The 26284-nt window shown below is 69.1% G+C and carries 28 protein-coding genes and 4 pseudogenes; 13 read left to right on the top strand and 19 right to left on the bottom strand.

All coding sequences use genetic code 11. The features are described 5' to 3' along the window. Nucleotides 1-78: 78 nt before the first annotated feature. The 5 genes and pseudogenes from ACIA8N_RS33965 to ACIA8N_RS33945 all read right to left on the bottom strand — a co-directional run bounded on the left by ACIA8N_RS33965 (nucleotide 79) and on the right by ACIA8N_RS33945 (nucleotide 2954). A complete protein-coding gene (locus ACIA8N_RS33965; protein WP_365786130.1) occupies nucleotides 79-879 on the bottom strand; it encodes a hypothetical protein in 801 nt (266 codons plus the stop codon). A 241-nt stretch (nucleotides 880-1120) separates the two neighbouring features. After that, a complete protein-coding gene (locus ACIA8N_RS33960; RefSeq protein WP_365786132.1) occupies nucleotides 1121-1486 on the bottom strand; it encodes a hypothetical protein in 366 nt (121 codons plus the stop codon). 235 nt (nucleotides 1487-1721) lie between these two features. Beyond that, a pseudogene (locus tag ACIA8N_RS33955) lies at nucleotides 1722-2176 on the bottom strand (transposase); the annotation flags it as partial. A gap of 317 nt (nucleotides 2177-2493) precedes the next feature. Next, nucleotides 2494-2736: a helicase associated domain-containing protein gene (locus ACIA8N_RS33950; RefSeq protein WP_399416877.1), complete on the bottom strand. Its 243-nt coding sequence runs from the start codon at nucleotides 2734-2736 to the stop codon at nucleotides 2494-2496. Then, the gene (locus ACIA8N_RS33945; RefSeq protein ID WP_399416869.1) at nucleotides 2634-2954 is read right to left on the bottom strand and encodes a helicase associated domain-containing protein; all 321 of its coding nucleotides are present in this window, start codon (nucleotides 2952-2954) and stop codon (nucleotides 2634-2636) included. The genes ACIA8N_RS33950 and ACIA8N_RS33945 overlap by 103 nt, the downstream gene beginning before the upstream one ends. A 304-nt stretch (nucleotides 2955-3258) precedes the next feature. On the opposite strand from ACIA8N_RS33945, the gene ACIA8N_RS33940 reads away from it, so the two are divergent. Next, complete coding sequence (locus tag ACIA8N_RS33940; protein WP_365786134.1) at nucleotides 3259-4584, top strand: calcium-binding protein; 1326 nt, start codon at nucleotides 3259-3261, stop codon at nucleotides 4582-4584. A 434-nt stretch (nucleotides 4585-5018) separates the two neighbouring features. On the opposite strand, the pseudogene ACIA8N_RS33935 reads toward ACIA8N_RS33940, so the two are convergent. From ACIA8N_RS33935 to ACIA8N_RS33920, 4 genes and pseudogenes are all read right to left on the bottom strand, one after another. Then, a pseudogene (locus tag ACIA8N_RS33935) lies at nucleotides 5019-5733 on the bottom strand (IS5 family transposase); the annotation flags it as partial. Nucleotides 5734-5966: 233 nt separating this feature from the next. Then, entirely contained in the window at nucleotides 5967-6101 is a 135-nt protein-coding gene (locus ACIA8N_RS33930; RefSeq protein ID WP_365786136.1) for a hypothetical protein, read from the bottom strand. A gap of 199 nt (nucleotides 6102-6300) precedes the next feature. Continuing rightward, entirely contained in the window at nucleotides 6301-6639 is a 339-nt protein-coding gene (locus ACIA8N_RS33925) for a hypothetical protein (RefSeq protein ID WP_365786138.1), read from the bottom strand. Nucleotides 6640-6800: 161 nt separating this feature from the next. Further along, nucleotides 6801-6962, bottom strand: coding sequence for a hypothetical protein (locus tag ACIA8N_RS33920; RefSeq protein WP_365786179.1), 162 nt, complete (start codon nucleotides 6960-6962; stop codon nucleotides 6801-6803). 328 nt (nucleotides 6963-7290) lie between these two features. Here ACIA8N_RS33920 and ACIA8N_RS33915 point away from each other — a divergent pair, with 328 nt between their 5' ends. After that, nucleotides 7291-7611, top strand: a complete 321-nt coding sequence (locus ACIA8N_RS33915) for a hypothetical protein (RefSeq protein WP_365786140.1) — start codon at nucleotides 7291-7293, stop codon at nucleotides 7609-7611. Nucleotides 7612-7849: 238 nt separating this feature from the next. Here the strand turns inward: ACIA8N_RS33915 and ACIA8N_RS33910 are convergent, their stop codons facing one another. Continuing rightward, the gene (locus ACIA8N_RS33910) at nucleotides 7850-9283 is read right to left on the bottom strand and encodes a hypothetical protein (protein WP_365786142.1); all 1434 of its coding nucleotides are present in this window, start codon (nucleotides 9281-9283) and stop codon (nucleotides 7850-7852) included. 754 nt (nucleotides 9284-10037) lie between these two features. Between ACIA8N_RS33910 and ACIA8N_RS33905 the strand changes: the two genes are divergently transcribed. The 6 genes and pseudogenes from ACIA8N_RS33905 to ACIA8N_RS33880 all read left to right on the top strand — a co-directional run bounded on the left by ACIA8N_RS33905 (nucleotide 10038) and on the right by ACIA8N_RS33880 (nucleotide 13269). Continuing rightward, nucleotides 10038-10244 carry a hypothetical protein gene (locus ACIA8N_RS33905; protein ID WP_365786144.1) on the top strand — a complete coding sequence of 69 codons (207 nt, stop codon included), beginning with the start codon at nucleotides 10038-10040 and terminating at the stop codon, nucleotides 10242-10244. 62 nt (nucleotides 10245-10306) lie between these two features. Then, nucleotides 10307-10603 (top strand): hypothetical protein, encoded by a 297-nt coding sequence (locus ACIA8N_RS33900; RefSeq protein WP_365786146.1) that lies wholly within the window; start codon nucleotides 10307-10309, stop codon nucleotides 10601-10603. Between the two features lie 142 nt (nucleotides 10604-10745). Beyond that, a pseudogene (locus ACIA8N_RS33895) lies at nucleotides 10746-11576 on the top strand (IS5 family transposase). A 57-nt stretch (nucleotides 11577-11633) separates the two neighbouring features. After that, a complete protein-coding gene (locus ACIA8N_RS33890) occupies nucleotides 11634-11909 on the top strand; it encodes a DUF6221 family protein (protein ID WP_365786148.1) in 276 nt (91 codons plus the stop codon). A 291-nt stretch (nucleotides 11910-12200) separates the two neighbouring features. Next, nucleotides 12201-12914 (top strand): annotated as a pseudogene (locus ACIA8N_RS33885) (transposase); the annotation flags it as partial. A gap of 52 nt (nucleotides 12915-12966) precedes the next feature. Beyond that, complete coding sequence (locus ACIA8N_RS33880) at nucleotides 12967-13269, top strand: hypothetical protein (protein ID WP_365786150.1); 303 nt, start codon at nucleotides 12967-12969, stop codon at nucleotides 13267-13269. Between the two features lie 551 nt (nucleotides 13270-13820). Here ACIA8N_RS33880 and ACIA8N_RS33875 read toward each other — a convergent pair. Beyond that, nucleotides 13821-14261: a hypothetical protein gene (locus ACIA8N_RS33875; protein ID WP_365786152.1), complete on the bottom strand. Its 441-nt coding sequence runs from the start codon at nucleotides 14259-14261 to the stop codon at nucleotides 13821-13823. On the opposite strand from ACIA8N_RS33875, the gene ACIA8N_RS33870 reads away from it, so the two are divergent. Further along, nucleotides 14260-14625 carry a hypothetical protein gene (locus ACIA8N_RS33870; protein ID WP_365786154.1) on the top strand — a complete coding sequence of 122 codons (366 nt, stop codon included), beginning with the start codon at nucleotides 14260-14262 and terminating at the stop codon, nucleotides 14623-14625. The genes ACIA8N_RS33875 and ACIA8N_RS33870 overlap by 2 nt on opposite strands. 106 nt (nucleotides 14626-14731) lie before the next feature. Here the strand turns inward: ACIA8N_RS33870 and ACIA8N_RS33865 are convergent, their stop codons facing one another. After that, complete coding sequence (locus ACIA8N_RS33865) at nucleotides 14732-15256, bottom strand: AAA family ATPase (RefSeq protein ID WP_365786156.1); 525 nt, start codon at nucleotides 15254-15256, stop codon at nucleotides 14732-14734. A gap of 54 nt (nucleotides 15257-15310) precedes the next feature. Here ACIA8N_RS33865 and ACIA8N_RS33860 point away from each other — a divergent pair, with 54 nt between their 5' ends. Beyond that, nucleotides 15311-16060: a hypothetical protein gene (locus tag ACIA8N_RS33860; protein WP_365786158.1), complete on the top strand. Its 750-nt coding sequence runs from the start codon at nucleotides 15311-15313 to the stop codon at nucleotides 16058-16060. 447 nt (nucleotides 16061-16507) lie between these two features. Here the strand turns inward: ACIA8N_RS33860 and ACIA8N_RS33855 are convergent, their stop codons facing one another. After that, nucleotides 16508-16900 (bottom strand): PASTA domain-containing protein, encoded by a 393-nt coding sequence (locus tag ACIA8N_RS33855; protein ID WP_365786160.1) that lies wholly within the window; start codon nucleotides 16898-16900, stop codon nucleotides 16508-16510. A 408-nt stretch (nucleotides 16901-17308) separates the two neighbouring features. On the opposite strand from ACIA8N_RS33855, the gene ACIA8N_RS33850 reads away from it, so the two are divergent. After that, entirely contained in the window at nucleotides 17309-18169 is an 861-nt protein-coding gene (locus tag ACIA8N_RS33850; protein WP_365786162.1) for an ROK family protein, read from the top strand. 230 nt (nucleotides 18170-18399) lie between these two features. Here the strand turns inward: ACIA8N_RS33850 and ACIA8N_RS33845 are convergent, their stop codons facing one another. Further along, the gene (locus ACIA8N_RS33845) at nucleotides 18400-18576 is read right to left on the bottom strand and encodes a hypothetical protein (RefSeq protein ID WP_157850867.1); all 177 of its coding nucleotides are present in this window, start codon (nucleotides 18574-18576) and stop codon (nucleotides 18400-18402) included. A gap of 102 nt (nucleotides 18577-18678) precedes the next feature. On the opposite strand from ACIA8N_RS33845, the gene ACIA8N_RS33840 reads away from it, so the two are divergent. Then, entirely contained in the window at nucleotides 18679-18984 is a 306-nt protein-coding gene (locus tag ACIA8N_RS33840) for a transposase (RefSeq protein ID WP_030557070.1), read from the top strand. 100 nt (nucleotides 18985-19084) lie between these two features. Further along, a complete protein-coding gene (locus tag ACIA8N_RS33835) occupies nucleotides 19085-19708 on the top strand; it encodes an IS3 family transposase (protein WP_078946323.1) in 624 nt (207 codons plus the stop codon). Nucleotides 19709-19963: 255 nt separating this feature from the next. Here ACIA8N_RS33835 and ACIA8N_RS33830 read toward each other — a convergent pair whose 3' ends face one another. From ACIA8N_RS33830 to ACIA8N_RS33810, 5 genes are all read right to left on the bottom strand, one after another. Next, the gene (locus tag ACIA8N_RS33830) at nucleotides 19964-20359 is read right to left on the bottom strand and encodes a hypothetical protein (RefSeq protein WP_365786165.1); all 396 of its coding nucleotides are present in this window, start codon (nucleotides 20357-20359) and stop codon (nucleotides 19964-19966) included. Nucleotides 20360-20538: 179 nt separating this feature from the next. After that, on the bottom strand, nucleotides 20539-20817 hold the full coding sequence (locus tag ACIA8N_RS33825; RefSeq protein ID WP_365786167.1) for a hypothetical protein: 279 nt from the start codon (nucleotides 20815-20817) through the stop codon (nucleotides 20539-20541). A 254-nt stretch (nucleotides 20818-21071) separates the two neighbouring features. Beyond that, the gene (locus tag ACIA8N_RS33820; RefSeq protein ID WP_365786169.1) at nucleotides 21072-22262 is read right to left on the bottom strand and encodes an ATP-binding protein; all 1191 of its coding nucleotides are present in this window, start codon (nucleotides 22260-22262) and stop codon (nucleotides 21072-21074) included. A 302-nt stretch (nucleotides 22263-22564) separates the two neighbouring features. Next, nucleotides 22565-25228, bottom strand: coding sequence for a Helicase associated domain protein (locus tag ACIA8N_RS33815; protein ID WP_365786171.1), 2664 nt, complete (start codon nucleotides 25226-25228; stop codon nucleotides 22565-22567). Nucleotides 25229-25277: 49 nt separating this feature from the next. Next, entirely contained in the window at nucleotides 25278-25874 is a 597-nt protein-coding gene (locus ACIA8N_RS33810) for a hypothetical protein (protein WP_365786173.1), read from the bottom strand. Between the last annotated feature and the right edge of the window lie 410 nt (nucleotides 25875-26284).

Here is a 26284-nt window from a genome sequence, read left to right as displayed (position 1 = left end):
GGCATCCAGTGGCCGCGCCCCGACCAGCTGGGCGGACTGTTGGAAGGCGCGCGGACCTAGGCCGTGCCTGCGCGGAGGTCAGGCCGCCCGGCGGTTGCCCTCGTCGTCACAGGGCAGGTCGGAAGCCGGGTGATTCGTCGTGAAGTCGCGCAGGGCCTGGCGTTCGACCTCGGTGATGGCGGTGGGGTGGACGTTGATGATGCCGCCGAAGGGGCGGTCGACGTCGCGGATGATGCACAGGGTGGTGGTCAGGAGCGCGGTGATGACGGTGAGGGTGATGATCTGCCCGCGGTTGTTGCGGCGGGGGATGCACGTCCCGAGCGCCATCACGGTGATGACCAGGGTGGCGAGCAGGAACCAGAGGATCGCGCTGGGGATGCTCGCGGTGGCCTGGGTGAGGCGCTCCTCGCGCTCCTCGGAGCGCTTGTTGTCGGCGGCGACCAGCATGCCGAAGACCGGCTTGCCCTCCACCTCGCGAAAGACCCGGCGCAGGTCGGTGGACCAGACGCTGGGAGCGGCCGAGCCCTTGCCGTCGGCCATGGCCGGCCACTCCTGCTCGCGTACGGCGCGGGCGTAGCAGACGGCATCGGCCTGGATCTCGGCCCGCTGCGCCTCGGGGGCGTACTCGGCGGCCTCGACGAGCTGGTCGACGGCCCTGGCCTCGCCGCGCGAGGCGACCTCGGCCTTGCCGTACGAGCCGTTGGCGGTGACCAGGACGAACGCGAGCAGAAGCACGGTCAGCGTCAGCAGCGGGCCGACCAGGTCCTTCACCGCCATGCCCGTGTCGTCGTCCTCGGTGATGAGGCGGGGCCGGAGCCAGCGGTTGGCGGCGAGGCCGGCGAGCAGGGCCAGTACGGCGACGACGATGACGAGGACCACGGACGGACACCTCCGGGTGGGATACGGGCCCCGGTAGCAAGGGGGCACCGGCAACGTGTCCCGCCCCGCGCACCGCCCGGAACAGAGCAAAAACGTCTCCTCGCCCCCGAATGAGTGATGCCCCTTGCGCCATAGAGCCCGCGTCCGCATCACAGTTGGCCCCCGACCGTGCGCGATGGGCCCGAGGCCCGGCGCGCCGGTCTTCCCGGGGCTGCGCCCGCCCGTGACCGGCCCGCGGGTCTCAGTCGTAGAGGAGGGCGGCGGTCGAGGTGGTGGCCCCTTGGCGACCGGGTGCGGTGTACGCGAAGTTGAGCACGGTACGCCGCAGCCCCGGACGCTCGAGCGGGGTGACGCGGTGGGCGGTGACATCGCTGCGCAGGAGGTATCCGTCGGCCGGCCGGTGGTGCACGCGCCGGGCACCGGGCGTGTCAAGGGCGCCGAGGTCGCCGCGGCCAGGGTGGAACTCCAGCAGTCCGCCGTCCGTGGGGTGCGATGGGGCTTCCAGGAAGAGGACCAGGGCGAGCGGGTAGTCGTCGGTATGCGCGCCGTGGGTGTCCCCGGGCTGGTGCAGGACGTTCAGGACGTGCCGCTCGACCGGGTCGTGCACGGCGACAACCCCCTGGCCCAGAAGCGAGAGAGCAGCCGCAGCAGATCCCGGTTCGCGTAGAGGCTCGTGATCACTGGTGAAGCACGGGCGATCTGGTGTCCGCCCAGCGTGGTCATGTGCCGAGGGCTGTCCGCCGTGCCCGGCATGCGGAAGTCCCGCCGCACCGCGTCGGCCTCCAGCTTCCGTGCTTCATGGCCTAGCTCCGCGAGCCCTGCGGGGCTGATGAGCCCGGGCACTCCTCTGCCTGGCGCTCGGCGCGGGCCTGCCTGGTGGCCAGATGGCGGTAGAAGCCGGCGCGGGACACCCCGAGCACCCGGCAGATCCGCTTGACGCCGAAGTCGGCGCGGTTGTCGGAGATGAAGTGCCAGCGGCGATGGCTCACGTCACCTCCCGAGCGAAATACGCGGCCGCCCGGCGAAGGATCTCGCGCTCGAGGTGTCACTCTTTCTCGGCCTTCAGCAGCCGGGCGTTCTCCGCCCGCAGCCGGGCCAGCTCCTCCGCCTCGCCACCCGTGTCACGGCGTCCGGGCACGGCCTGGGCCTCGTCCTTGCGCACCCACGTCCGCAGCGACTCCGAGGTGATGCCGAGATCCGCGGCCACCGCCGCGTAGGTCCTCTTCCCGGCGGCGGCACGGTAGAGCGCGACCGCGTCCTTCCTGAACTCCTCCGGATACGGAGACCTGCGTCCCACCTGGACATCCCTCCCTGGACCATCAAGATCCATTGTCAGGGTGTCCACTCCAAAGGATCAGCCTCAGTGAAGCGGGTGGCGTGTGTGGTGTTTTCCCTGGTGGGGATTCAGGTTGGGTGTGAGGGACTGTCCGCGGCCCCGCTTCGTCCTCGTCCTGGTGGTGCTCGGTGCGGGGCCGGCGCCCGCGCCCGCACCGCCTCTCTCCCCGGTCCGGCCTCGCTCCGCCACCCTTCGGGCGTGCTCCCGGAGGTGATGTACTTCGCGGGTTTTTCACCGCTGGGCGTCATTTGTCTTCACCGGTGTGGTGCTGTAAGCGGTCAGAGGCTTGGGGCGGCCTGGGGGATCGTCACCGGCCTTGCCCATTCCATGCCGAGCTCCGCGAGGGCGGCGAGCTGGTCGGCGTCCAGCCGGTCCCTCCTGGATTTCGTGTTCGAAATCCATACGCCCAACTTGACAGTCAGCAGCTCCGCCTCGCCGTCGACCGTGATCTGTTCGCTGTGACCCCTCGGCACGGGCCGGTCGGCGCCTTCCCGCTCGACCCACTGCGTGAGGGCTGCCAGGCCCCGCTGGAACGCCTGCTGCGCCTTGCTCGGGCTTTCTTCGTCGCACGTTCTGCTGCCGGGGCGGGAGACGGGGCCTGATCGGGCTGCACGCCCAGCTTCGACAGCCGCTGCTGCTGCTCGGTGGACAGCTGCGCCCAGGTGCCCGGGTTCTGCTGCCGCTGAAGCCACTTGCCCAGGTCATCGCCCTCGCATTTGGACGGTCCTCCAGGAACCATGGAGCCCCCAGCGTTGCCGCGGAAGTTGGCTGTCTCGCCCGTGTGGAATAGGACAAGCTCGCTGGCCGCTGGTGCCGGGCAGTTCGGCACAGCGCCCGACGCGCCATACGAGGCGGGGTGCGCGCCGGCTCGGGTACGGGCTGCGGCTGGTCGGTGGATCGTGGCACGGTGTGGCGGTGTGTTCCGGGGGCCGGACCGGAGGGGTGTGGCTTGATCGTCGGGCGGTCCCGCGCAGGGGCCGGAGTATCAGCCGACGTCCGTGGCACGTCCTGGGTGCCGCGGCCCTTGCCGAGGAGCACCGATCGTGACACTGACCCTGCAACATCAGGTATTCCCACGCGGTGCCGGGGGTGGGCGGCCGCGGCGCCCGGTCCGGCGTGCCGCTCTCCTGCTCGCCACGGCGGTTCTGCCGGCAGCGCTGCTGGTGGTGCCCACCGCCACCCCCGCCGCGGCTGCGCCCGTGACCGTCACCTTCAACGCGGGCGCCGACCAGCCCTTCACCGTCCCTTCCGGCGTCACCCAACTGACCGTCACCGCCACCGGCGCCGCAGGCCAGAACGCGCCTAACGGTGGCACGGGCGGGAGCGGCGCAACCGTCACCGGCACCCTGACCGCCGCCCCGGGCACCACCCTGTTCGTGAACGTCAACACCGGCGGCGGACCAGTCACCGGAAACTTCCCGGGCGGCGTCGGCGGCGGTTCCAGCGACGTCCGCACCTGCAGCTCGGCCGCCGTCGGCTGCACCCTGACCGGCAGCCCCGGCATTGACCCCCGCCTCATCGTCGCCGGCGGCGGAGGAGGCGGCGGCTACGGTTCCGCCATCGGCGACTTCCAGGTCCCCGAGGCCACCGGCGGGGACGCCGGCAACACCGGAGGCGACGGCGGCGACAGACCGCAGGGCGGCGGCGGCGGTGGCGGAGGTACCCAGACCACCGGCGGCACCGGCGGAGCCGCATGCTCGCCGAACCCAACCACCGCCGGCACCGCCGGTACGTCCGGCACCGGCGGCACCGGCGGTACCGGCTTCGGGGGAGGCGGCGGAGGCGCCGGCTGGTTCGGAGGCGGCGGAGGCGGCGGCTGCGGCCAGATCAACAGCGATGCCACGGCAGGTCCTGGTGGTGGTGGTGGCGGGTCGAACCTCGTCCCGCTCGGTGGTACCCCCGGACCCGCCACCGGGCCGGCCCAGGTCACCATCACCTACGAACCGGCCCCGGCGACCTGCGCGACCGCCACGGCCACCATCACCGGCACCAACCGCAACGACGTCCTGACCGGCACCCCCGGCAACGACGTGATCTTCGCCCTCGCCGGGAACGACGTGGTCGACGGCGTCGGGGGCGACGACCTGATCTGCGGCGCCGACGGCAACGACATCCTCACCGGCGGCGACGGCAACGACCGCGTCGAGGGTGGGAACGGCAACGACACCCTCACCGGCGGCGACGGCAACGACCGCGTCGAGGGTGGGAACGGCAACGACTCCCTCACCGGCGGCGACGGCAACGACACCCTCATCGGCGCCAACGGCAACGACGCTCTCAACGGCGGCCCCGGTACCAACACCAACGACGGCGGACCCGGCCGCAACAACTGCACCAACCCCACCACCGGGACCGGCTGCAACACCTGACCAACGATCACTAGAAGCGGGCCCCGGCACGTCCCCCGCCGCAACGGCGACCGACGCACGGGGCCCGCTTTCAACGCTCAGCGACGCAGCTCCCGAACGCCCAGGGAGGCCCTGCCACCTGCGGAAAGAGGTTCAGACACAGCTTCTGAGCAAGGCCGGGGCGTGGGCGCCGGGGAGACTGGGGGCGGTGAGCACCGCACCACGCCGTCCCCTCGGGCCCGGCCGCACCGATCTGCCCGAGCCGTCTGTCCGTGATCCGCGGGCGATGACAGCCGCCGAACGCGCCGCCGCCGGCAATGGACCGCCGAACCCGCCCTTGCGCCCGCCGGGCTCCTGCAGACCCACCTCGCCCGGCGGCGGCGTCTCGGTCCCGGGCCGGCCGATCCCGGCACCACACCCGCCCAGGACTGACCGTACGAAGCCGGTGAACGGGGGCGCGGAGTGCGCCGGCGGGCGGCCTGACTGTCGGTCTTCTCCGGGATCGTGTGCCGGATGCCCCGGCGCCGCAGTAGTTCCGGACGGGCCCGTTGCTGTACGCCTTGTCGGCGGCGACGCTGTCGGGCTTCTTGCGAGGCCTGCCCGGCCCGAGTTTCGGGACGCGGATCTTCTCCAGGACCGGCTTGAACTGGGTGCAGTCAGCCCGCTGACCTGGTGTGACGACCAGGGACAGCGGTCGGCAGCGGCCGTCCGCACTCAGGTGGAGCTTGGTGGTGAACCCGCCGCGCGAACAACCCAGGCCCTCACCTCCTGCACCACCTCCACCAGACGGGCGTGCAGGCTCTGCCAGGGTGCTTCGTCCTGATGTTCTGGCCTTTCGACCCCCTTTGAGCCGGGCGTCGACGGTGGGTCGGTGCGGGCGCCCGCCGCATGCTGATGCGCACGAGCGATGGTTGAGTCGACCGAGATGTCCCAGTCGATCTCACCTGCCGCGTCGGCTGTGGCCTGGACCTGCTGGAGCAGACGCTCCCACGTCCCATCGGCCGACCACAGCCGGTGGCGTTCATAGACGGTCTTCCACGGCCCGAACCGTTCGGGCAGGTCACGCCACTGCACGCCGGTCCGCACTCGGTGCAGAATTGCGTCGATCACCTGCCGGTGATCCCGCCACCTGCCACAACGCCTGTTGCTGACCGGCAGGAACGGCCGCAACCGTCCGACCCCACCCGCGGCCCGCCCCCGGCGGCAGCCGCCGCACCCGCGCAGCCCCCACACGACTGGGCAGCGCCCCTGCCGCCCGCGCACAGAGCTCTGTACGACGAACTGCGCGCCGCCGAGAGGGCCGGCCGCCTTCCCGATGCCGTCGCCGCCGCGGCCAAACTCGAAGAGGAACTGACCGCCGGCTATGGACCGCTACACCCCCACGCCGTGAACGTCGCCACCCTTCAGGCCTCCCTGATGCTCCGCCAGGGAACCGACTGGTACGAGACGTGGAGCTCCTCGTCCGCACCGCCCTCCGCCGCCGTGACGCCGGCGCCCAACCGGTCCAGGCCACCGTGGGCACGGCGCGCAACGCCCACGCCGCATGGCGCTCCCTCGCACGGGAGGACACCGAAGGCGCTGCCGAGCTCGCCGGGATGCTGGACAGTTCGGAGAGGACCGGCGGACCCGCGACGTCCTCCAGTGGGTGGAGGACAACGCCATGACCAGGGGCTAGCCCTCCGAAACGGGCTCGGCCCGCGCCCTCTCGGGCCGAGCCCGACGGACGGCACAGCGCCACTACCTGTTCCGGCGCCGACTGCGGTGCTCTCCCTTCTTGAGCGCAACGGTCTCGCCCTGCCGGATCTTGCACATGGCGCGCCGGTCCAGGTACCGCAGCGCAGCCATCCCCAAGGCCCGCTTGTGCTCGGAGTCCTCGGACAGGACGACCTGGGCCAGGAGAGTCACGCCCGGCACCACGATGCCGAGAGCGTCGACGACGGCCACGGCCCCCCACGGAGCGCCCACGAAGGCCAGCGTTGCGACGGCGGCGGACGCGCTCAGCATGACGACCGCCTTACGGCCGGCGTTCGGCCCGGCGGCCGCCGCTGGATTCTGGTCGGCGCTGATTGCTGCCACCGAAAGCGCCCAGGGGCCCGGGTACCCCCCATGCCTGTTGTCGCATCGCGCGAAGGAGCACGGCACGCCAAGGCCTGCCTGCCTGCTGGTGTACGACGTTCTCGCCACCTCAGCCGTCATCCGGACCACCCGACGGCTGCGCGCCCGCCGCGATGCCTCGATCACAGAGTCCCGTTGTCGCCGACGTCGGGGTCGACGGAGACGACGACCAGGGTGCGGTCCAGGGCGTGGATCTCCGCCTCACTGGTGATGTTCTCAAGCTGCTTGGCGGCGGAGTCGGAGAACGCGATGCGGGCGCGGCGCGAGCTGTGCTGCGGGGGCATCAGGCGACGGCCGGGCGCTGGGAGGCGAGGCGGGCGAGGTGGGCCTCGCGCAGCTCCTAGCCTATCCCCGGCGACACTGCCGGCCCCCAGCTGCGCGAGTACGCCGACGAAGTCGAGCGCGTCCGGCTCCTGTACTGGGTCACGGCTTTGCGGACCGTGGTCGTGGTCGCCTACCTCGAGGTCTGACGCGCGACGTCCTGGACCAGGCCGACCGCATGCTGCTGGCACGGCCTCCCTCCCCGAAGCCGCCCGCGCTGATACGCGCTGGAGCGGGCCTGGATCACCGCCGACCAGATCGCCGACGGGCACCCTGCAGCACGGCTACGCGATGACCATCGCCGCCGCCCAGGGACTCACCTGCGACTACACCCTGGCCTGCGGGGTGAGGGCGGCCGCCAGCGACCTGTACCCGGCACTGTCTTGCGACCGGATCGCCACCCACCTGTGGCTGCCCGCCGACGTCGTCGAGAGCCAGGAGATGCGCCTGCGTCTCGGCGAGGCCCGCAGCGAGCAGGAGTGCCTGGAGCGGACGGTCGCCGCGTACGCCGACTTCCTGGAGAGCGACAGCGACGACTGGCGCCACAGAGCGAGTGTCCGTGGCCAGTCGGATACCACTGACTGGCCACGGAGGATTTCGACAGGCCACTGACACCAAGGGCGGGCCGAGCAGTCCAGGATGAGTGAAACACCGCCGCAAGCACCCTGCTCTGCTCGGCACGGCCCCACTCCGAGGCGGGCAGCCCAGACCCCAGTTGCCGAAGCAGCCGACTGGGAACGAAGAGCAGCCCTGGGGAAAATTCGAGATCCGCCTCACCACGACCGGATGAGCCTCGCCGAGCAGTCGGGCATGCTGCGGCTGCTGGAAGAGCGCGACGGGACGTGCACCGTCAGTTCGACCAGATGCCCTCTGCAGGGGTTTCGAGGTATGCAGCGAGGGTGTTCTGCAGTTCGGTCTTGTCCGGTCCTGTCAGCGGGCCCAGCACACACACCGGCACCCATTCGTCGGGGCGTGCCTTGGGCGGGCGGCGGCAGGCGTCCGGCGGGTTGAGACGGAGGGGCCATCCAGCGAATCGGTAGGTCCGTGCGGCGTCCGGCGTCTCTGGCTCGAGCTGCACATTGAGGGCGAGGGGGCGGCGATCGTTGATGCGCTCGGGGGTGTGGTGAATGGAGATCTTCTTGATGGAGGCCCAGGAGAGGTGCTGCTTGCCGGAGGGGTCGCTGGCGGTGAGGCCGGTGCCATCGAGGCGCAGAGTTCGCGCTGAGATGAGCTTCTTCGTGTTGCTGGGCGGAATCTTGTCCTCGGCCAGGAGTGCCGCCAACACAAGACAGGCTCCAGCGATTATGTAGCCCCAGGCCTGGTTGTCCTTCGCGGAGTCGTCTATGGCGGCGCGGAAGAAGAACAACGCGATCACGCAGAGAAGCATCGGCAGCAGCCATTCGTGGGGGTTCGTGGTGAACTCCCGGGGGTCTTCGTCACCGGTCCACGAAGCGACGAAGACCGGCGTTTTCTTGTGCGGGGTGGCTTGTGTACCAGGAGGCGACAGCTTCCCGGCCTTCAGCCGCCAGGGCCTGCCCCTCTTCTCGCCGCCACGGGAAGTCTTCTTCGTCGACTGAGACGGCTTCCCTTCTTTGTCGGTGGCCTGCGTTGACTCACCGGAAACGGTCACTTTCACCTTCGAGCGCGAGCCCGAGTAAGTGGGGCCCTCCTCGGTGATGAGGAGCTCGTTCTGACGGCGCAGGACCTTGACCTCGCGTTGGATGAGGACGACTTGTTCCTGCAGCGCGGTGAGGTCGGCTTCAAGCTGACGGGTGTAGGCCTGGGCGTGCTGGAGGTTGCGGCCCTGGTCCGTAACCCGTCTTTCAAGCGCGAGGCGCCGCTGCTCCGAGCCGCGCACCTGCTCCAGGGCCTGCCCCAGCTCGGCGGCCAGCTGGTCCGCGTGTTCCTGCACCGCAGCCAACTCTGCTTCTTTGGCCCCTTTCTCAGTGCGTACCTGCGCCAGCTCCTCCTGGAGATGGGCCAGCCGTACGGCCGGAGAGCCGCTGGCCTCGTGTGCTCGCCTGCACAGGTCCTGCAGCCGCGACAGCACGCGTGCCTCGAACGGCTGACCGCGCTGTGTGAGAAAGGAGTCCAGGGCCGCGACGAAATGCCTGGGAGCGATTCGCTCACCGCTGAGGTACCGCGAGAGGGTGGCCGGCGCGACATGCGCCGAGACGGCGATCTCCTTCTGCGTGCCCCCGCGCGCGGTGAAGCCGTGCACCACGACACGTAGCTCCGCTGCGTAGGCAGCCGCCTCCGGCCCGATGTCCTTCCCTGCACTCATGTACCCCGAACTCCCTCTTGTCAGCCGCGGTCGCATGCTCGTCGGCGGACGGACCCCGATTGTCACGTACACGTTCGGCAATCTGCAGGACTTCACCCATCAAGCCCGCTCGTGAGAACACCCGGACGAAGCCCTTTCGCTCGCCGCGTCAGGCAAGTGAGCCGGGGCGGGAACGCGGAGGTCGGTGCGGCGCAGCAACTGCTGCTCGCGGTGGTTGATCCACCAGGCCAGGCGGTCGCGGGAATCCTGAGGGAAGAGACACTGCAGGGACGTCGCGGCCAGGGCCAGGACCAGGCAGATCACGACGCCCCACCACGGGGCGCCTGCCATCACGGTCGCGAGACCGCTGACGGCGGTGACCGACGCAGGGACCAGGTTCGGAGAGACAGCCATGCTCTGACCTCACTCAATTCATCAGCGCCCGCCCAGTGCGTTCGCTGATGAGAGCGTCGAGCCCGAACAAGGGGTGCGGGAGGGGCAACAACCCGTTCCCGACAGTTGTCAACGGCCTCCTCAAAGTCACTGCAGCGCCGGCCCCGGAAGGGTGAGGAGCTGAGGAACATCGGAACGAAAACGGCGCTCTAATCTCCCCGGCCTCAGGTCGTCGCACGGCTTCACGCCCGGGACCTGCCGGGGTTCGGCATAGGGTCGCAAGGATCACCAGGAGGGGGACGACGTGTTGATCGAACTCGCTGCGCCGTGGGACGGGGGTGGACCTTCCCGCGGGTATGCGCTGCCCGGAGGCGGCGGGCTGATGCTGCCACAGGCCCTCGAGCAGGCCAGCCGTCTCATTGCCGACCTCGACGAAGAGGGCCGCCTGCGCAGCGACAAGGACAAGCTCGAGCACGACCTCCGGGAGACGTACCTCGGCCTGGAGAGCGCCCGCGCCGCGGCGGAGAGCCTGTACGCGGGCCTGAACCGGGCGCACAGCGGGCTCGGGCCGATCTGCTACAAGGAATGACCGACCCAGACCAGGCCGCGTAGGCTGGCAGGCGGCACGAACGACGCCCCGGGGAGGCTGCAGTGACGACACGTGAGACATGGACGGTGGACAGGCTCCACCACGCCTTGCCGCACTCCGCTTCGAGGCAGCAGCTCCTCGCGGACGTGAACCTCACCCCGATTGACGAGCTCCCCGCCGTCCTCGATCGGTGGGCCGCCGCCGACGCCCTCCAGGCCGCAGCGCCCCGCATCGCGGCCGCCCGTGCCCAGCAGGTCGGCACCGCCACGGCCGGCGACCCTGCGGTCGACCACACCGGTGACGTCCTGCGCGACGCCGGCCACCGCACCGACCGCACCTCGGACCGAGGCGCCGCGTGACCTACCGGCTCAGCTTCCCCGCCGACGTCTTCGACACGTACAAGCAGCTCCCCGACCAGGCCCGCCAAGACCTAGAGCGTGTCTCTTTGATGGGTTGATCAGTTGATCGGATGTGTCTGTCCGGTTAGTGATCACTGATGCGATGTGGGACCGGATCGAGCCGCTGATGCCGGCCGATCCGGTTCGCGGGCGGCGGTGGGCCGACCACCGCCGCACCCTTGAGGCCATCGCGTGGAAGTACCGCACCTGCTCGCCCTTGGCGGGACCTGCCGGACGAACTCGGCTCGTTCCAGACCGCTCACAAGCGGCTGGTCAGGTGGGCCGTGGACGGCACCTGGGAACGGATTCTCGCGGCGCTTCTGGAGGTGGCCGACGCCGGTGACGACATCGGCTGGACCGTGTCGGTGGACTCCACGGTCTGCCGGGCCCACCAGCACGCCGCCGGAGCCAGGAAAAAGGGGTTCCGGATCGGGCTGAGCCAGACGACCACGCGCTCGGTCGCTCTCGCGGCGGCCTGAGTACGAAAGTCCACCTCGTCAGCGACAGCCATGCACGACCCCTCGTCCTCCGCGTCACCGCAGGCCAAGCAGGCGACGCCCCGGTCTTCGAGGCCGTCATGGCGGGCATCCGTGTTCCGCGAAGCGGACCCGGAAGACCGAAGACCCGACCAGATGCCGTCCTGGCGGACCGCGCGTATTCATCCCGCGCGATCCGGAGCCATTTCCGCCGGCGCGGAATCCGCGCCGTCATTCCCCAGCCGTCCGACCAGGTGAGCCACCGCCTGCGACGAGGCAGCGCCGGTGGCCGCCCACCCGCTTTCGACGCCGAAACATACAAGCAGCGCAACGCGGTCGAGCGGTGCATCAACCGGTTCAAGCAGTGGCGCGGGCTGGCCATGCGAACCGACAAGCTCGCTATCGCCTACCAGGCCGCACTCCACCTCGCCGCCATCCTCATCTGGGCACGAAGATGACCTGACTCAGCAGGCGGGCCGGCCGGGACGAAAATGCCTCGCGCCACGCCGCTGCCCGTGCGCGAAGATGACCTCATGGACGACCTCGTCAGGTTCCTTCGGGACCGCAACATGACGGACAACCACGCCTATGCCGAGGTGGCCCACCGCTTCGGCGGCGACGCCCTCCTCGACAGCCACCTGCCGATGCTCGACCTGGTCGACATGCTGGCCAGGCAATACCAAGCAATGGATCCGGCGGATGCACGCCACGCAGGTCTCGCGTACGCGCTCAACATGCTGGCGCAGTCGTACGCCGAGCACCCCGACTACCGCCAGGAGTGGCGTCCGTAGGCCCCATCAAGGAGACACGCTCTAGCCGTCTGCCTCGTCGACGCCCAGGAAGACCCGATCGCCCACTCCGAGCCGTACGGCGAAGACGACAGCATCATCCGCACCGTCGCCCGCGGCCACGTCACCGCCGTCATCATGGTCGGCACCCCCACCAGCACCCTCACCGTCCTCGCCATCGCCTACGCCGGCCTCTGATGACGCGACCGTCCGAACCCACGCCCCACCCGTACCTCGTCCGGGTGGCCACGGCCGCAGGAGCCTCGGCAGAACCGCTACGGTGATCCGGGGGAGCGGGCCGACGCCCGTCGGATCCTGGCGGTGGCACCGACGCCCGCGCTGGCCGCCAAGCTGCCGCTCTGGCGCCTGACGGCCATGATGAAGCGGGCCGGCCGACGCAGGAACATCGAGGCCGATGCTGAGCGACTGCAGCAGCTCTTCCGCCGCGAGGCCCCGCACCAGGTCCCGCTGGTCGAAGAAGCGATGGGAAAGCAGGCCGCGGCGCTGCTGCTGCAGCTGGATGCCGTCTGCGAAGCGGTTGGCGATCTTGCCCAGGCCACCGAGGAAGCCTTCCGAGCCCATCCCGACGCCACGATCATGCTGAGCTTTCCCGGCATCGGCACGCAGATCGGCGCACGGATCCTCGCGGAGATCGGCGACGACCGCACCCGGTTCGCCACAGCAGGAGGGCTCAAGGCATACGCGGGCGCCGCCCCCATCACCCGGGCCTCAGGCAAACGCCACTACGTCGGACGCCGGTTCGTCAAGAACAACCGGCTCAACCACGTCGGCCACCTCTGGGCCTTCTCCTCCCTCAGCGGCTCGGCCGGCGCCGACGCCCACTACCGACGCCGACGGACCGGCGGGGACTGGCACATGCAAGCCCTGCGGCACCTGTTCAACCGGATGCTCGGCCAACTCCATCACTGCCTCTTGGCACGGGTCCCGTTCGATGAAGCGATCGCCTTCCCCGCAGAGCCCCAGCCAGCAGGAACAGCCACCGCGTGAAGCAGAACGGGGCAGCTTGTCCAGGGGCGGCGGGGGAGACGATCATTCGGCCATGAGACCCGAAGTACAGACGTTCGTTGCCGACGGACCGCTTCCCGACTGGGACGCGAGGGAGGAAGAGATCGACCGGCGTGAACGCCAGCTGAGGACGATCTCCTGTCCTGTCACGTCCGAAGAGGCGACTGCCCTGGCCACCTGCTTCGGTCCCGACGACTGCTACGGCGTCGCTTGGACGCTCGTGCACCTGATCGAGACGGCTCCCAGCCCGGTGCCACAGTGGGAAGATCCGGGTCCGGAAGCTGGCGACTGGGCCGAGGTTCTGCGGGGGCGATGGGGCGGCGGCTTGACGGCTTAACTGCATGAGGTGTCTTTGTACGCGATAGCCGTACGAAGAGGCGAACCTGCGAAAGGCCGGGGCACGGGCGCCGGGGAGACGGGGACGGTGACCACCGCACCACGCCGTCCCCACGGCCCCGGCCGGACTGACCTGCCCGAGCCTGGCCGTCCGTGACCGGCGAGCGATGACCGCCGTCGAACGCGCCGCCGCCGGCGGCTGGACCGCCGAACCCGCCTCCGGAACCGCGCTCCTGACGTCCCGCCTCGCACCGCTCGGCGCCGTCTCGGAGGCGGCCCAGCGGATCCCGGGACCGAGTCCGTGCCGCTGCCGTAGGGTCGGCTCCAGCCCGTGCCGATATGGCGTGCGCGGGCGAGGCCCGGTGCCCAGACGCGCTCTGGGAGCAGTACCGCCGGGCCGCCCCTACGCGCCGTTCTGACGGCTCCTCCGCCCGGCCTTCGCCGAGGCCGTGCGTGGACACCGAGTTGACCCCTGCTTGACCGGCCCTGCGCGGGGTCGCGGCTGCGCGGCGCGGCACCGTTGCGCAGCCCGGCAAAGCGCTCGGCGTCTGATCAGGAGGCGGCAGTACGGTCGAAGCTGGTGATGTTCAGCTTCACGCTCTCCGTGCTCTTGAGCGTCGTTGGGAACTCCCCGTTTGCGGTCTGGCCGGGCTGGACGTCGGTCTCCAGCTGAGTTCCGTTCGCCACCCGGGTGCCGCTTGTGTCGATGGCTTCCCAGTCCCACGAGTAGTTGGACTTCTTGCTGCTGTTGTTCTTGATCGTCCATACCAGCCAGATGTTGGTGATGCCGGCCTGTGAACGGTCGTCGAGCTTGAAGCTGACGAGATCGGCTCGCTCGCTCGCGCCCTCCGGCGACCTCTGGGCGGTGGTCTCCCCTTCCCGGGCAGGCGTGCTGCTCTCATCACTGCTGCATGCGGTACCAAAGGCCAGACCCGAGGCCGTGACCACGGCGATGAGCGCTGAAGAAATGGCATGACGGCGGTGAACGCGCATGGCTGATCCTCCTTGCCCCTCCATCCTGCGTTACAGCCGCCCAGCTATCGACTCGGCAGCCTTCGACGTCCTCCTCGGCGGCGCCGCCGGCGCCCGCCTCCTACAGCACCCCCGTCCCGTCATCGACGTCCCCGGCCTGGTCGTCCCGCGCCATCTGCGGCTGCGCCCCGCGCTGCTGCGCCTCCTCGCCGCCGTCCCGCGCCTCCTCTTGTCCGCGCCCCGGTCCGCCGGCGCCACCGACCGCGAGCTCCAGCGGGCCACCGCCGACGCGCTCGGCGAGGTGTACTTCCGCGACGGCGGCCACCGCGCCTACGGCCTGGACGTCGAGCTCACCGACATCGAGCGCATCGAGTTCGAGCTGTAGAAGCCGCGACCACGGCGCCCGTGGTGTCGGCCATGGTGAGCCGAAGCGCGGTAGCTGTCAGACAGGCAGTCTTGTTGTCACCTGCGAGGTGCGGCGCTGGAAGGTCTCAACTCTTGACGGCCTCTGCGATCTGCTGGGCGGCCTGGGCGGGGGTGAGGTGTGTGGTGTCGATGACCTCGGCCTCGGTGTGCAGCCACGTGCGGGCTGCCTCGGCGTAGGGCTCGAGGTATTGGAGACGGAACGGGGAGTTGGGGCCGAGAACGGTGTCGCCTGCGATGCGCTGGCGGAGAATGTCCTGGTCGGCGTGGAGGACGAAGTGCCGGATGGGAATGGCGTGCTGGGCGAGGCCCTCGCTGATCTCGCGCCAGTACTGTTCGACCAGGACTGTCATGGGGATCACCAGGGTGCCTCCCGTGTAGTCGAGTACGCGATGGGCGGTCTCGACCACGAGTGGCCGCCACGGCGGCCAGTGCTGAAAGTTGTCCGTCGCGGGTAGCCCCGGCGTGATGTCCATGAGCGTCTCGCCGACCTTTTCGGCGTCGAACACCCGTGAATCAGGGATCAGCTGCTGTACGAGCGCACTGGTCGTCGTCTTGCCCGCACCGTGGGTGCCGTTGAGCCATACGATCATGCACCCGACGCTAGCGTCGTACCGCCGGCGCATCGCCAAGAAGGGCGGCCAGCCGTGGACCCTGTAGCGGCCGCCCAGGCTCTCGGGGAAGACCGGCAGGCCAAGTTCCTCCGCGCCGGCCTCAGCCAGTGCGAGATCGCCCGTGGGGTCAACGTGAATGAGGCCATGGTGTTCAGCACCCTGAGAAAGGGTGTGCTGCCCTCGGCGAACCTCCTGGAGAGCATGCTCGCCCTCCTGCCCATCCCTCCGGACGAGGCGCGCAATATGTACGCCTCCCGCGCCGCGATTGAAGCGGTGATGCACTGGCAGACCCGCCATGGCAAAGAGGCCATCGCCACCCTGCAGCAGCAAGGCGTATTGGATCTGGACGTAGGCATGATCCTTCCCGAACCGCCGGCCAGCCGCCACCGCGCCGAACAGTCGGCCAGCCGCCGCCGTCGCGGTACCGGTCCCCGGCCGAGCCGGTACGTCCCGAAGTCCGGTCAGCCCGACCCGACGGGGGTCTCCAGCCCGGCCGAGCTCCAGCAGGTGTTCCAGGCCGTCCACGTCTGGGGCGGCTCGCCGTCGCTGCGGGAACTGGAGAAGCACAGCGACGGCGTGTTGCGCCGCAGCACGATGAGCGACATGCTGCGCGGCGCGGAGCCGTCGGTCCCGGACTACGACCGGTACATCGCGTTCCTGCGGGCGTGCGGCATCGACGACGCCAGCCCCGACACCTGGGTGTTCACCTGGCGCCGGTTGGTCGCGCTCCAGCAATCCCCTGAAGTCGCCGGATGGATGAGCGGTATGGCCACCCGCGCCTGACGCACCACGTACGACCGCAAGGCCTGCACCGTCCAGGTGCGGGCCTTCCGCACGATGGGCGCGATGAGCTGGGAGGGACTGGGGCTGTGAGTACCGCATGACGCCGGCCCTGGGGCCCGGCCGTATCGATCTGCCCGAGCCGCCCGCCCGCGCTCCGCGGCGATAACGGTCGCCGAGCGGGCCGCCGCCGGCGACTGGACCGCCGAACCCGGTCCCGTGTCCGCGGGGTGGTCAGAGCCCCGGACCGCCCGGCGCCGTCTGGGCGGCGGTCCGGCGGATCCTGGGACCGCGTCCCCGCCGCTCCCGTAGGGTCGGCTCCAGCCCGTGCCGATATGGCGTGCGCGGGCGAGGCCCGGCGCCCAGATGCGCTCTGGGAGCAGTACCGCCGGGCCGCCCCAGTCTTCCCTGCCCGTCCGTGCGTCTCTTGTACGGGGCGCAGCGTTTGGTTCACGGGCAGCTCTCGTCGTCCTTGACGACGCTGAAGGTGACGGTGGTGTTGGTTGGGTGCTGCCCTGCCGCCGGATCCTGAGAGCAGACAACCCAGTTGCGGTCGATGACCTGAAGTCGTCCTGCTCCGGTGGCGTCTGTAGACGCCAGGCCGTAGAAGCCGGCCGCCTGCGAGGTGTCTTGGGCCAGCTGCAAGTCCATGCCGACCATGTTCGGCAGTTTCCCCTGCTCACCCGCGTCCGGTGTTGTCACTTCGGGAGCCGCCGTGGTGCCTGTCTCAGTGACGGTGGGCGTCTCGCTGGGAGGGCTGCCGCCACCGCACGCTGTCACACCAACAAGGCACGCGAGGAGGCCGACGGTCCCTACTGCGAGTTTGATACTGCGCAGCCTCATGGAGTCAGGATGAGCTGAATGGATCGTTCCTGCATCCCGACCTGGATGTGTGCCCTGGGCGGCCCCTTTTCGGGCGGCTGTGTGCCCGTCTGCGGGCCGCGAGTGGCGGGTGCGATCTCTCGGTTCTGTGACGGTGAAGTGAGAGGCAGTGGGGGTCTGTGCGTTGGCGCAGGTCAGTGTCGGTTTCCCGAGTGGAGCGCACTGTCATGGGTGTGGGAGATCGCGGCGATTCCACTGCCACAGGGCGGTATTCGTGCAGGTGGCGCACTGACACGAAACCGCGAGATCGCAGGTCGTGCGCCGGGGCGGCACCAGCGCGGTGCGGTTGCGGCGGGCGACGGTTCCCGACGGGGCCTGGATCGCCCCACGGTAGGTTGCTGCCTCGGGACCAACGCGTGAGGTGGGGCAATGCGGCACGCAACAGTGGGCGTGGACATCGGTGGCACGAAGTTGCTCATGCTGGCCGAAGGGCCGGATCTTGAGACACCGATCACGCGGCGCCTGGCCACCGGGCCCTCGACCGGTGCTGGAGACATCGAGGCAGCCGTCCAGGCGTTCCTTGCTGACAACTTCCTGAAGCCGACGGCGTTGGGGATCGCCGTCCCGGGCCTTGTGGAGCACGGGCAGGTGAAGATCTCCGATGTCCTGCCCCAGCTCAGAGGCTGGCAGGGAATCCATGACGGCGCCCCTCAGTTGCTCGTCAACGATATTCGGGGCGCTCTCGCCCAGGAAACGGCCGGTCTCCCTCGGACCTCATCCGCCGTGGTGATGGTCTGTGGGACCGCGGTGGGCTCGGCCTACTTGTGCGAGGGACGAGTCGTTCGCGGCTCGCGGGGATGGGCCGGCGAGGTCGGCAGCATGCCCATGTCGACGCCTGAAGGCGTCAAACGGCTCGACGACGTGGCCGGCGGCGCCGCGATCGTGCACGCACTGGGCAAGCCTCCAGAGCAGATCCATGCCGCGCTCGCCCAGGGCGATCGCCGCACGAAGCACGTGGTGAACGCAGCAGGCGAGGCATTCGGACTCGCCATCGCCTCACTGGTCAACATCCTCAACCCCGACGTAGTACGGATCGCCGGCGGCACTCTTGGCTACTCGGGCTACTGGGATACCGCACTGGAGACGGCGCGGGCCCACAGCCTCCCCGAGTTGTGGGACGTCTGCACTGTCGACCGAATCCTGGCCACGGAACTGGTCGTCGCCCGAGGCGCCATGCGTCTCGCCATCGCGGCCGCCGACGGTCAAGCGTGGATCCAGCAATACATCTGACCCACCTCCGGGCGCCGGCGAACCCCGTTCGGTGTCCCCTGTCCAGAAAGCGGAGGGGCGCCGTTGAGGCTGCGTGTCAGTGTGAGGCACCCCAGCCACTTGAAGGATGGCGGGTACTCCCAGTTCTCAGCGTCTGCCAGAACTGCGGGAAGGTCCTGTATCGGGAGAGGAGGCCCGCGCTGCTCGCCGAGAGTTCCATCCGGTGCTGTCCAGGGAACGAGCCGGCACACTTAGATCCATCCTCTGTCGACGAGAGGAAGGAGGATCGGGACGAGAGCCGAGGCAGGCCCTGAGACCAGCGGCTCGTCGAGGTCACCCCAAACACCGGGGAGGATGTCGATCTCGGTGGCGTTGATCATGAAGGCGCGTTCGGCGAAGGACAGTTGGTCTGTCGAGGGATAACTCACGCGCAGAGTGTCGCAGCTCAGGAGAACGGCCGACGTGAAGCTTCCCCTTGATGTTGGACACCTGGAGACTGGGACGTGAGGTTCCAGAGGGAGTAGTGCCAGGTGGGAAGCAAGAGCAACCGCAGTAGGCGGTACTCGGAGGAGTTCAAGCGGGACGCGGTCGCGCTGGTCCGCTCCTCCGGGAGGACCGTCACCGAGGTGGCCCGGGAGATCGGTGTCAGCGCCGAGGGGTTGCGGAACTGGGTCAAGCAGGACAAGACCGACCGGGGCCAGGGGGCGCCTGGCGAGCTCACGAGCGCGGAGCGGGAGGAACTGCGGCGGCTGCGCCGGCAGAACCGCGAGCAGGCTGAGACGATCGAGGTGCTGCGAAAAGCGGCGGTCTTCTTCGCGAAGGAGAGCGATCGGTGAACGACGTGTACGCGTTCATCGAAGCGGAGAAGACCACCCATGGTGTTGCTCTCTTGTGCCGGCTGCTGAAGGTCGCCCGGTCCTCCCGGTGGAGCGGATCATGCGTGAGCGCGACATCTCCGGGGTCACGCGGCGCAAGCGCCGGTCGCTGACCCGTCCGGCGAAGAGGACGGTGCCCGCTGCGGATCTGATCGGCCGCGACTTCACCGCGAGCACGCCGGGCGAGAAGCTGGTCGGCGACATCACCTACATCCCCACCGACGAGGGCTGGCTCTATCTGGCGACCTGGCTGGACCTGGCGACCCGCGAGATCGTCGGCTACTCGATGGCCGACCACCACCGCGCGTCCCTGGTCGTCGACGCCCTGGCCATGGCTGCCGGCCGCGGTCGGCTCAAGCCCGGCTGCATCGCACACTCCGACCGCGGATCGGAGTACACCTCCGACGAACTCCGCCGGAAAATACGCTGGTTGGGCCTTCGGCAGAGCATGGGCCGCACCGGCTCCTGCTACGACAACGCCGCCGCCGAGAGCTTCTTCGCACTGCTCAAGGAGGAGATCGGCACCCGCCGCTGGCCCAACCGGGCCACCGCCCGGGCCGAAATTTTCGCCTTCATCGAGATCTTCTACAACCGGAAACGTCTGCGGAAGCATCCGGCTTGGGGCTACCTCACCCCACTGGAGATCCGACAACGACACGAACAAGGACACGCCCTCGCGGCGTAAGCATCGAGTGTCCGACATCACGGGGGAACTTCACACGGCGTCCGTCAAGCGCCCGGGAATCCCCCCTGCTCTCGTGCGAGCAGAAGCGTCAGTAGTCGTTGTGCAAGAGGACTGTGTTCCTGCTGGTCGTCGACCTGTGTCTGCGGCGTGCCACTGACACGAGGGTGGTACCTCGCGGGTTATCGGCTGTCATGGGGTGGTACATCCCCAGCCGGCTCACCGCTACGAAGACGGCCCTTCGCAACTGATCTTTGGTCAGAGTCCGTACGGGTAGAGAGCGATCTTCTCGCGCTCGAGGAAGAGCTCGACCCACGTGCCGGCAACACCGTCGGGCAGCGGATCGGCAAGGTCCAGCAGAATCTGCGAGCCATCGAAGTCCAGCACGGCGGCGCCGTCCACGGTGAGGTACAGCCGTCCGCGCAGGACAACGCAGTGCCCGCCAGGTCGGACCCCCGGTCCGACGCCGACAGCCGGTTTCGCGTTCCGCCCCCAGGCGATGTCCTCATCGACCGTCCACTCAACGTGGTACCTGCCAGGCTTCGCGGCCTGGTCACCGCACCAGCGGACCGCTGTCCCTCCGAACGGCGTCCGGACCTGGGCCAGCCAGGTGCTCCAAGGAAACTTTGCGACCTTCACCAGTTCGACCAGCATCGTTCGATCATGCAGCATCCGAGTTCGTGCTGGAACCCGTGACGTTGCGCCGCCGCCTGGCATGCGCTGCCTGATAGGCGACGTGTGGATTGCAGTGGGTTGCGGCGGCTGCGTATCGGCAAGGCCGCGGCGTCTTCGAGGGACGTGGGTGGCACTTGGTGGGGTGAATGGTTGTGCGGTCAGGCAGCGCTGTGTGTTCGGGCCGGGCTGCACTCCACGATTTCTCGTGCTGCGCGGAGTCTGCTCGGGTGGTCGTCGTCCAGCAGTCTCGTGGTGATCAGGATCGCTTGGATGATGCTGACGCCTTGGTCTTTCAGATGCTGCTGGACGGTGTCCATTTCGATGTTCGTGTCCAGTAGCTGCCTGCATTCGTCGATCTGATCGCCGATCTGTTGCGCGCGTTCAGGGGTCAGCCCGTGAACGCCTGCGAGGAGCTCTTCTGCGGTGTGGCTTGGCATGACCGGGATCCTCTCAGGGGCTTGTCACTGCTCACAGGCGGTTTTACTCCAGCTCGCCCGGTTACGCCCCAGCGCTGCGCATAGGGCCGGGTTCCTGTCTCCCGGGCTGATGGGACAACGCCGTACGGCCGGTCCGTGAGCGGGGGCCGACCGACTGCTGTGCTGCGCCCAGATCCGGTCGACGGCATGTACGAGTGCCTTGTCCGGGGCGCAGACGCCGTCATCCCAGCCGTCCGGGATCAGTGAGTCCTTCGTCATTGCTTGCGGTGTCCGGGAGGGGCATCGAGGATGTGGCGGATGATGGCCGCGGCTTCGGTCGGGTTGTGGTCCAGCCAGTCGGTGAGGTGTTGGCGGACGACTTCTTGGACGTAGGCCTCCGCTTCGGGGTTGCTGAGCCTGGTCCTGGTGGAGCCCTCGAAGACGGGATGGGCGAGTTTTACGGAGAGGACCGCGGTCAGGCCCTCGTGGACGGCACCGGCCGTGATGTCCGCGTCGTCCGCGGTCAGCTGGCCCTGTCGGCGCGCGTAGTCGTTGACGAGGTCCGTGAGCGCGGTACGGAAGCCGTCTTCGTGGGCACCGCCTTCATGGGTGCGGGTGCTGTTCACGAAGGAGCGGAACTCTCCCGGGGACCAGGTGTTCCACTGCATGGCGACCTGCACGAGGATGGTCTTGTTCTCGTTCTCCGACTCGAAACCGATGGCCGGGGAGTGGACGAGACTTGGAGGGTAGGGGTTGAGCCGGGCGACGAAGGCCCGAAGGCCGTCCGTGTGGTGGTAGCGGACCGGCCGCTCCGGACGCTCGTCGGTGAGCGAGACAGACAGGCCTCCATTGAGGAAGGCCAGTTCCTGCAAGCGTTCCGACAGAGTGGCGAACGAGTACCGGGTGGTCTCGAAGATGTCGGCGTCGGGCAGGAACGCGATCGTGGTGCCGTGCTCGCTCGTCGCCTCGTTCCTCTTCAGGGGGCTGACCGGGGTGCCCTTCTCGTACTCCTGGGTCCAACGGTGGCCGTCACGGTGGACCTCGACCGTGAGACGGCTCGACAGCGCGTTGACCACGCGCAGGCCCAGCCTGCCGAGGCCGCCGGCGACCCCGTAGCCGGTGTGAGGCTTGGGGCCGAAGGACAGCTCGGTCAGTTCGAGTTCGACGGCCGACCTGCCGGAGGGCTCTTCCACCTCGACGGGCAGGCCCCGCCCGTTGTCCGAGACGCGGATGCTGCCCTCCGCGGTGATCGTGACCTCGATGGCGTCGGCATGGCCGGCCAGGTGCTCGTCGACGGCGTACGAGACGACCTCGTACACCATGTGGTGCAGGCCGCGTTCGCCGGTCGAGCCGATGTACATTCCCGGGCGCCTGCGTATCGCCTCGTGCCCTTCGAGTACCTGGATGTGGCTGGCGGTGTACTCGTGCGCATTCGAGAGCTGACGGGGGTTGCCGGTCGCGGTCATGAGGAATCCTCCTGGGGCCGTCCTGAGCATGTTTGTGAGCGGGCGTCACCGAAGCACCACGGTTGCTTCCACGCCGTCGCTGGTGCAGGCCCATCCTAGGCATCTTTAGGCAAACACGCAGGTCAGGCCCTATATGGAGAGGTCTCAGATGGTCGCGTAGACGGCTTCGCCGAGGCCACCGTTCAGGAGGGTCGCTGCTGGGACCGGAGCAGCGCGAAGGTCCCCTCGGAGGCGCGGGAGAGGCGTTCCCAGCTGAGCCTGAGGTGCCTTTCCCACGTACTTTCCGGCAGGGGTGCGACGCGCTACTGCGCCCATCCCACGCCGAGTTCTCGTAGTGCGTCGAGCTGCTCCTGGGTGAGTTTGTCGCGGCGTTGTTTCTGGTTGGAGTACCAGATTCCCAGTGCGAGGTCGTGTTCCTGGCCGTCGATGATGACCTTCTCTCGGTGGGCCCGCCTCACCGAGGGCTCTCCCTCGCGGGCAACGTACTGCGCCAGGGCTGTCAGGCCCCGTTGGAATGCCTGCTGCGCCTTGGACGGCCCCTTCGTCGAACGCGGGGCTGCGGGGGCTGGAGATGGCGCCGGGTCGGGTTGTATGCCCAGCTTCGCCAGCCGTTGCTGCTGTTCGGTCGACAGCTGCGTCCAGGTGCCCGGGTTCTTCTGCCGCTTCAGCCACCGGCCGATGTCGTCGCCGTCGAAGAGGACCCCGGGTGTGATGTCGGGCAGGACACCGCCGGCTTCAGTGTCGGCGAGGTCGGCGAGGACGCGGTAGTGCCGCTGCCAGTCCAGCGGCCACGGGCAGTTCCAGTCCTCATCGACCGCGGCCAGCTGCGCCGCGCGCTCCGCGGCCCGCTCCGCGTCTTTGCCCAGGCCGCCTGTCCGGCGGAGGTTGGCCATGTGCTGCCCGATGGGCACCATCTTGTCGTCTTCGCCCCACATGGCGTCCTGTCGTGGTGCGAGGTGTCCCATGGCCCGCTGGTAGGAGCGGAGCGCGGCGAGTTTGTTCTCCCATGCTTCTTCGCCTGGTTCCCAGACCATCCCGGCCTCAGGCGCGTCCAGCAGCACCTTGCGCCGCTCCTGGAGCTCCCCGGCCCGCAGGGCCTTCCTCTGCTGATGCACCCATCGGCCCAGCGGAAACGCCTTCGTCACGCCGACTTCGACCTCGACGTCGTAGGGGACGGCGTAGAGGCCGGTGATGTCGTTCTCCTTCCGCCATCGGAGCAGGGCTTGGTAGCCCTCGAGCCAGACCAGGGACTCCGGCCGGTACACCCGGGTGCGCAGGAACGCGGCGATGGTCGCGGCGTCGCGGGGGCTGGAGAAGTGCAGCAGGGCGGCTTCGGCGGCGGTCTGCGTGTCGTCCTCCTGGCCCTCGCCCTCACCCTCGCCGCCGGCTCCGATGATCCGCCCGTCTTCGTCACGCCGGACGTGGACTTTGCGCTTGCCGCTGGTGAGCGCGCGGGAGGCGAGTTGCTCGACGAGGCGTTCATCGTGGCTGCGTAGGCCTTGGAGGACGGCGACGAGTGGCTTGTAGCTGGCGGAGGCGATCATGTCGGTGGGGTCCTCGCCGTGCTGCAGGAACACCGGCACGATGATCCGCGCGATCTTCGTGGTGTCGTCCTTGTTGAGCCGGAGCGCGCGGCCGATGTTCTGCACGATCTCGACCTGCGAGCCGCGGGTGTCGGCGAAGCACACGGCTTCTACCCCCCGCTCGCCGGTGATGTCGACGCCTTCCCCGAGTACGCGGCAGCTGGCGAGGAAGGCGCGGTGAACCCGGCGCCCGACAGCGTCGATGCCGCCTGCGAACTGGCGCAGCACCTCGCGTCGCTCGCTGACGAGGTGGTCGCCGCACAGCCACGCTGACCACACCCGGTCCGGCGGGACGTGGCGGCCGGCTTCCAGCTCGTAGAACTCCGCATCGATCGACGACGCGGGGAGCCGGCCCGCGGCGGCCAGGTCGTCGCCTGTGGAGTCGTTGACGTACAGCTCGGCAGCGGTCTCCGGGAGCTTCTCCGCGAACGCGGCGGCTTCCTCGACCTTCTGGTGGAACGTCATGACCGTGCGCAGATTCCACGCGGCGGCGTGCTCCAGGAGCGCGGTCTGCAGCAGGGCCAGGCGCCGGCCCCGCCGCGCCTCCTCCGACTCCCCAGGGACCGGTGAGGGATCGCGGATCTCCAGGACGTCGATCTCGAAACCGGCGAGGATTTCCCGCTCGATCGCCTCCGACAGTCCGAGCTCGGCGAGCCACGCCCCGTAGGTGCCGTCCGGGTCGTCGGCCATGCTCGCGAGCTCCGCTTCCTGGCCGCGCTCGCCCCTTCGCGGCTGCGGCGCCGCGAGGATGCGGGGGGTGGCGGTGAGGTAGAGCCGGAAGTCCGCCGGGATCCGCTGGTTGTCGTGGATCGCCGCCCACGGCCGACCAAGATCACCGGCGGTTCCGTGCGCCTCGTCCACGATGGCGAGGTCGAATGGGGCCATCTGTTGCCCGTACAGCCGCTCTCCGCCCGCCAGAGCGGCTTCCAGAGGCCCGCGGACCTTCCCCTGGCCCGTCAGGTCTTCGGGGTCCTCGCGGTCCACCAGGGAGGCGTACGTGGCGAACACGACGACGGGCCCCGACCCGGCCCACAGCGAGAGCTGGATCGGGTTCGTGGTGGTGCGCACCCCCAGCGAGTTGAGCACGGGGTCGTTCACCAGCGAGCACACCGCGACCATCGGCGCGGTGTGGCCCACCAGACGCCACGCCTGGGCGGTCTGCGCGAGCAGATCCAGAGTCGGGACAGTCACCAGGATCCGACCGCCCGCGAACGACTCCAGCGCGCACGCGGCCGCTGTGATCGTCTTGCCCGAGCCGGTCGCGGACACGATCGTGCCCCGCGCCCCCTGCGGGGGCACAGGTGATCTTGCAGGGAATCCCACCCACTTCCGGAACGCCGACTTCTGATCGACCTGATGTTCCTTCAGAGTAATTCTCTGCACTCTAGGAACCCTCTCTATCTCTCAAAAGGCGGACTCTCCATTTCCGAGTCTACTTAGGGTTCTTTCCAGCCCAATACAAGGCAGTGTCTACATCGCGCGCGGTCCAACCGTCTGCGTGCCCTCCGCTGTGTTGGAGGAGGGTGTCGAGGAGGTCCATGTAGCGGCCATAGCGGCCCGAGCGGTCCGTGAGCGTGATCCCGAGGAAGTCGATGGCGCGCTGGACACGTTGGTCGTAGACGGCCATCCGGGTGGGAGCTGCCGAGGTCAGGATGGCTGACGCGAGAGCGTCACCCCTGACGAACCCAGGCAGCTCCGAGATGGCAGCGCGCCCTGCCTGAGCAGCCTCGCCGCGAGAAAGACTGAGGTCCTGGACCGATGCAACGGCCTGCTCGGTGATGGCTCTTACCTGACTGTCGGGCAGCGACATGAGAGTCGATACCCAGCGCGTCTGTGCGGAGAGCCGTTTCCATACGACCAGGGCCGCGATGTCTGTCTTGCCGAGACTGCCAGCACGCTCGACGCGCTGCGCTACATCCCAGAAGATCTCGTCATAGTGAGGTGAAACGGCTTCCAGATAGGCGGCGCGCGCCGGAACGAGGACGTCCCACGCCGGGTGACAGAATGAAGCAGATTCTTCTCTATCCACGGCCCTGAGTCTCCTTAGATCGGATGGCTCGCACTTCCGCCAACCCTACATGGTGCATCAATCCAAGGCGCCCACTACACCGAAACCCACACAAACTCACCTCGCAGCCAGCCCGGGTCCGCGTAGCGGATCCCAAGGTCCTGGAGGCGCAGCCGAAAGGACCGTTAAGGCGGGGGAGCGCAGCGAACCCGCCAGCCCCGGTTGAAGCGAAGCGGAAACCCGGGGTACCGGGGCGAAGCCCCGCAGCCCTGGGAGCGCAGCGGACAGGGCGTCACCTCCGGTGCGCAGCACCGGAGGTGAGTGGCTCGCGCAGCGAGCCACCAGCGCTCCCGCGGAGCGGGAGCGCAACCCCCGCGCGCAGCGCGGGGGTTCGCCTGCCCATCGCGCAGCGATGGGGTACCCGCTCCGCG

This window comes from Streptomyces sp. NPDC051822 (assembly GCF_044452745.1).
Lineage (GTDB): Bacteria > Actinomycetota > Actinomycetes > Streptomycetales > Streptomycetaceae > Streptomyces.
This window is presented reverse-complemented; position numbering and strand designations above follow the sequence as displayed.

Excerpts from the sequence above, each read along its gene's own strand:
- ACIA8N_RS33945 (WP_399416869.1), bottom strand. The coding sequence starts at position 2,954 with ATGGTTCCTGGAGGACCGTCCAAATGCGAGGGCGATGACCTGGGCAAG.
- ACIA8N_RS33920 (WP_365786179.1), bottom strand. The coding sequence starts at position 6,962 with ATGCCCCCGCAGCACAGCTCGCGCCGCGCCCGCATCGCGTTCTCCGAC.
- ACIA8N_RS33915 (WP_365786140.1), top strand. The coding sequence starts at position 7,291 with ATGACCATCGCCGCCGCCCAGGGACTCACCTGCGACTACACCCTGGCC.
- ACIA8N_RS33910 (WP_365786142.1), bottom strand. The coding sequence starts at position 9,283 with ATGAGTGCAGGGAAGGACATCGGGCCGGAGGCGGCTGCCTACGCAGCG.
- ACIA8N_RS33905 (WP_365786144.1), top strand. The coding sequence starts at position 10,038 with ATGCTGCCACAGGCCCTCGAGCAGGCCAGCCGTCTCATTGCCGACCTC.
- ACIA8N_RS33880 (WP_365786150.1), top strand. The coding sequence starts at position 12,967 with ATGAGACCCGAAGTACAGACGTTCGTTGCCGACGGACCGCTTCCCGAC.
- ACIA8N_RS33870 (WP_365786154.1), top strand. The coding sequence starts at position 14,260 with ATGGCTGATCCTCCTTGCCCCTCCATCCTGCGTTACAGCCGCCCAGCT.
- ACIA8N_RS33875 (WP_365786152.1), bottom strand. The coding sequence starts at position 14,261 with ATGCGCGTTCACCGCCGTCATGCCATTTCTTCAGCGCTCATCGCCGTG.
- ACIA8N_RS33865 (WP_365786156.1), bottom strand. The coding sequence starts at position 15,256 with ATGATCGTATGGCTCAACGGCACCCACGGTGCGGGCAAGACGACGACC.
- ACIA8N_RS33855 (WP_365786160.1), bottom strand. The coding sequence starts at position 16,900 with ATGAGGCTGCGCAGTATCAAACTCGCAGTAGGGACCGTCGGCCTCCTC.
- ACIA8N_RS33850 (WP_365786162.1), top strand. The coding sequence starts at position 17,309 with ATGCGGCACGCAACAGTGGGCGTGGACATCGGTGGCACGAAGTTGCTC.
- ACIA8N_RS33835 (WP_078946323.1), top strand. The coding sequence starts at position 19,085 with ATGCGTGAGCGCGACATCTCCGGGGTCACGCGGCGCAAGCGCCGGTCG.
- ACIA8N_RS33830 (WP_365786165.1), bottom strand. The coding sequence starts at position 20,359 with ATGCTGGTCGAACTGGTGAAGGTCGCAAAGTTTCCTTGGAGCACCTGG.
- ACIA8N_RS33825 (WP_365786167.1), bottom strand. The coding sequence starts at position 20,817 with ATGCCAAGCCACACCGCAGAAGAGCTCCTCGCAGGCGTTCACGGGCTG.
- ACIA8N_RS33820 (WP_365786169.1), bottom strand. The coding sequence starts at position 22,262 with ATGACCGCGACCGGCAACCCCCGTCAGCTCTCGAATGCGCACGAGTAC.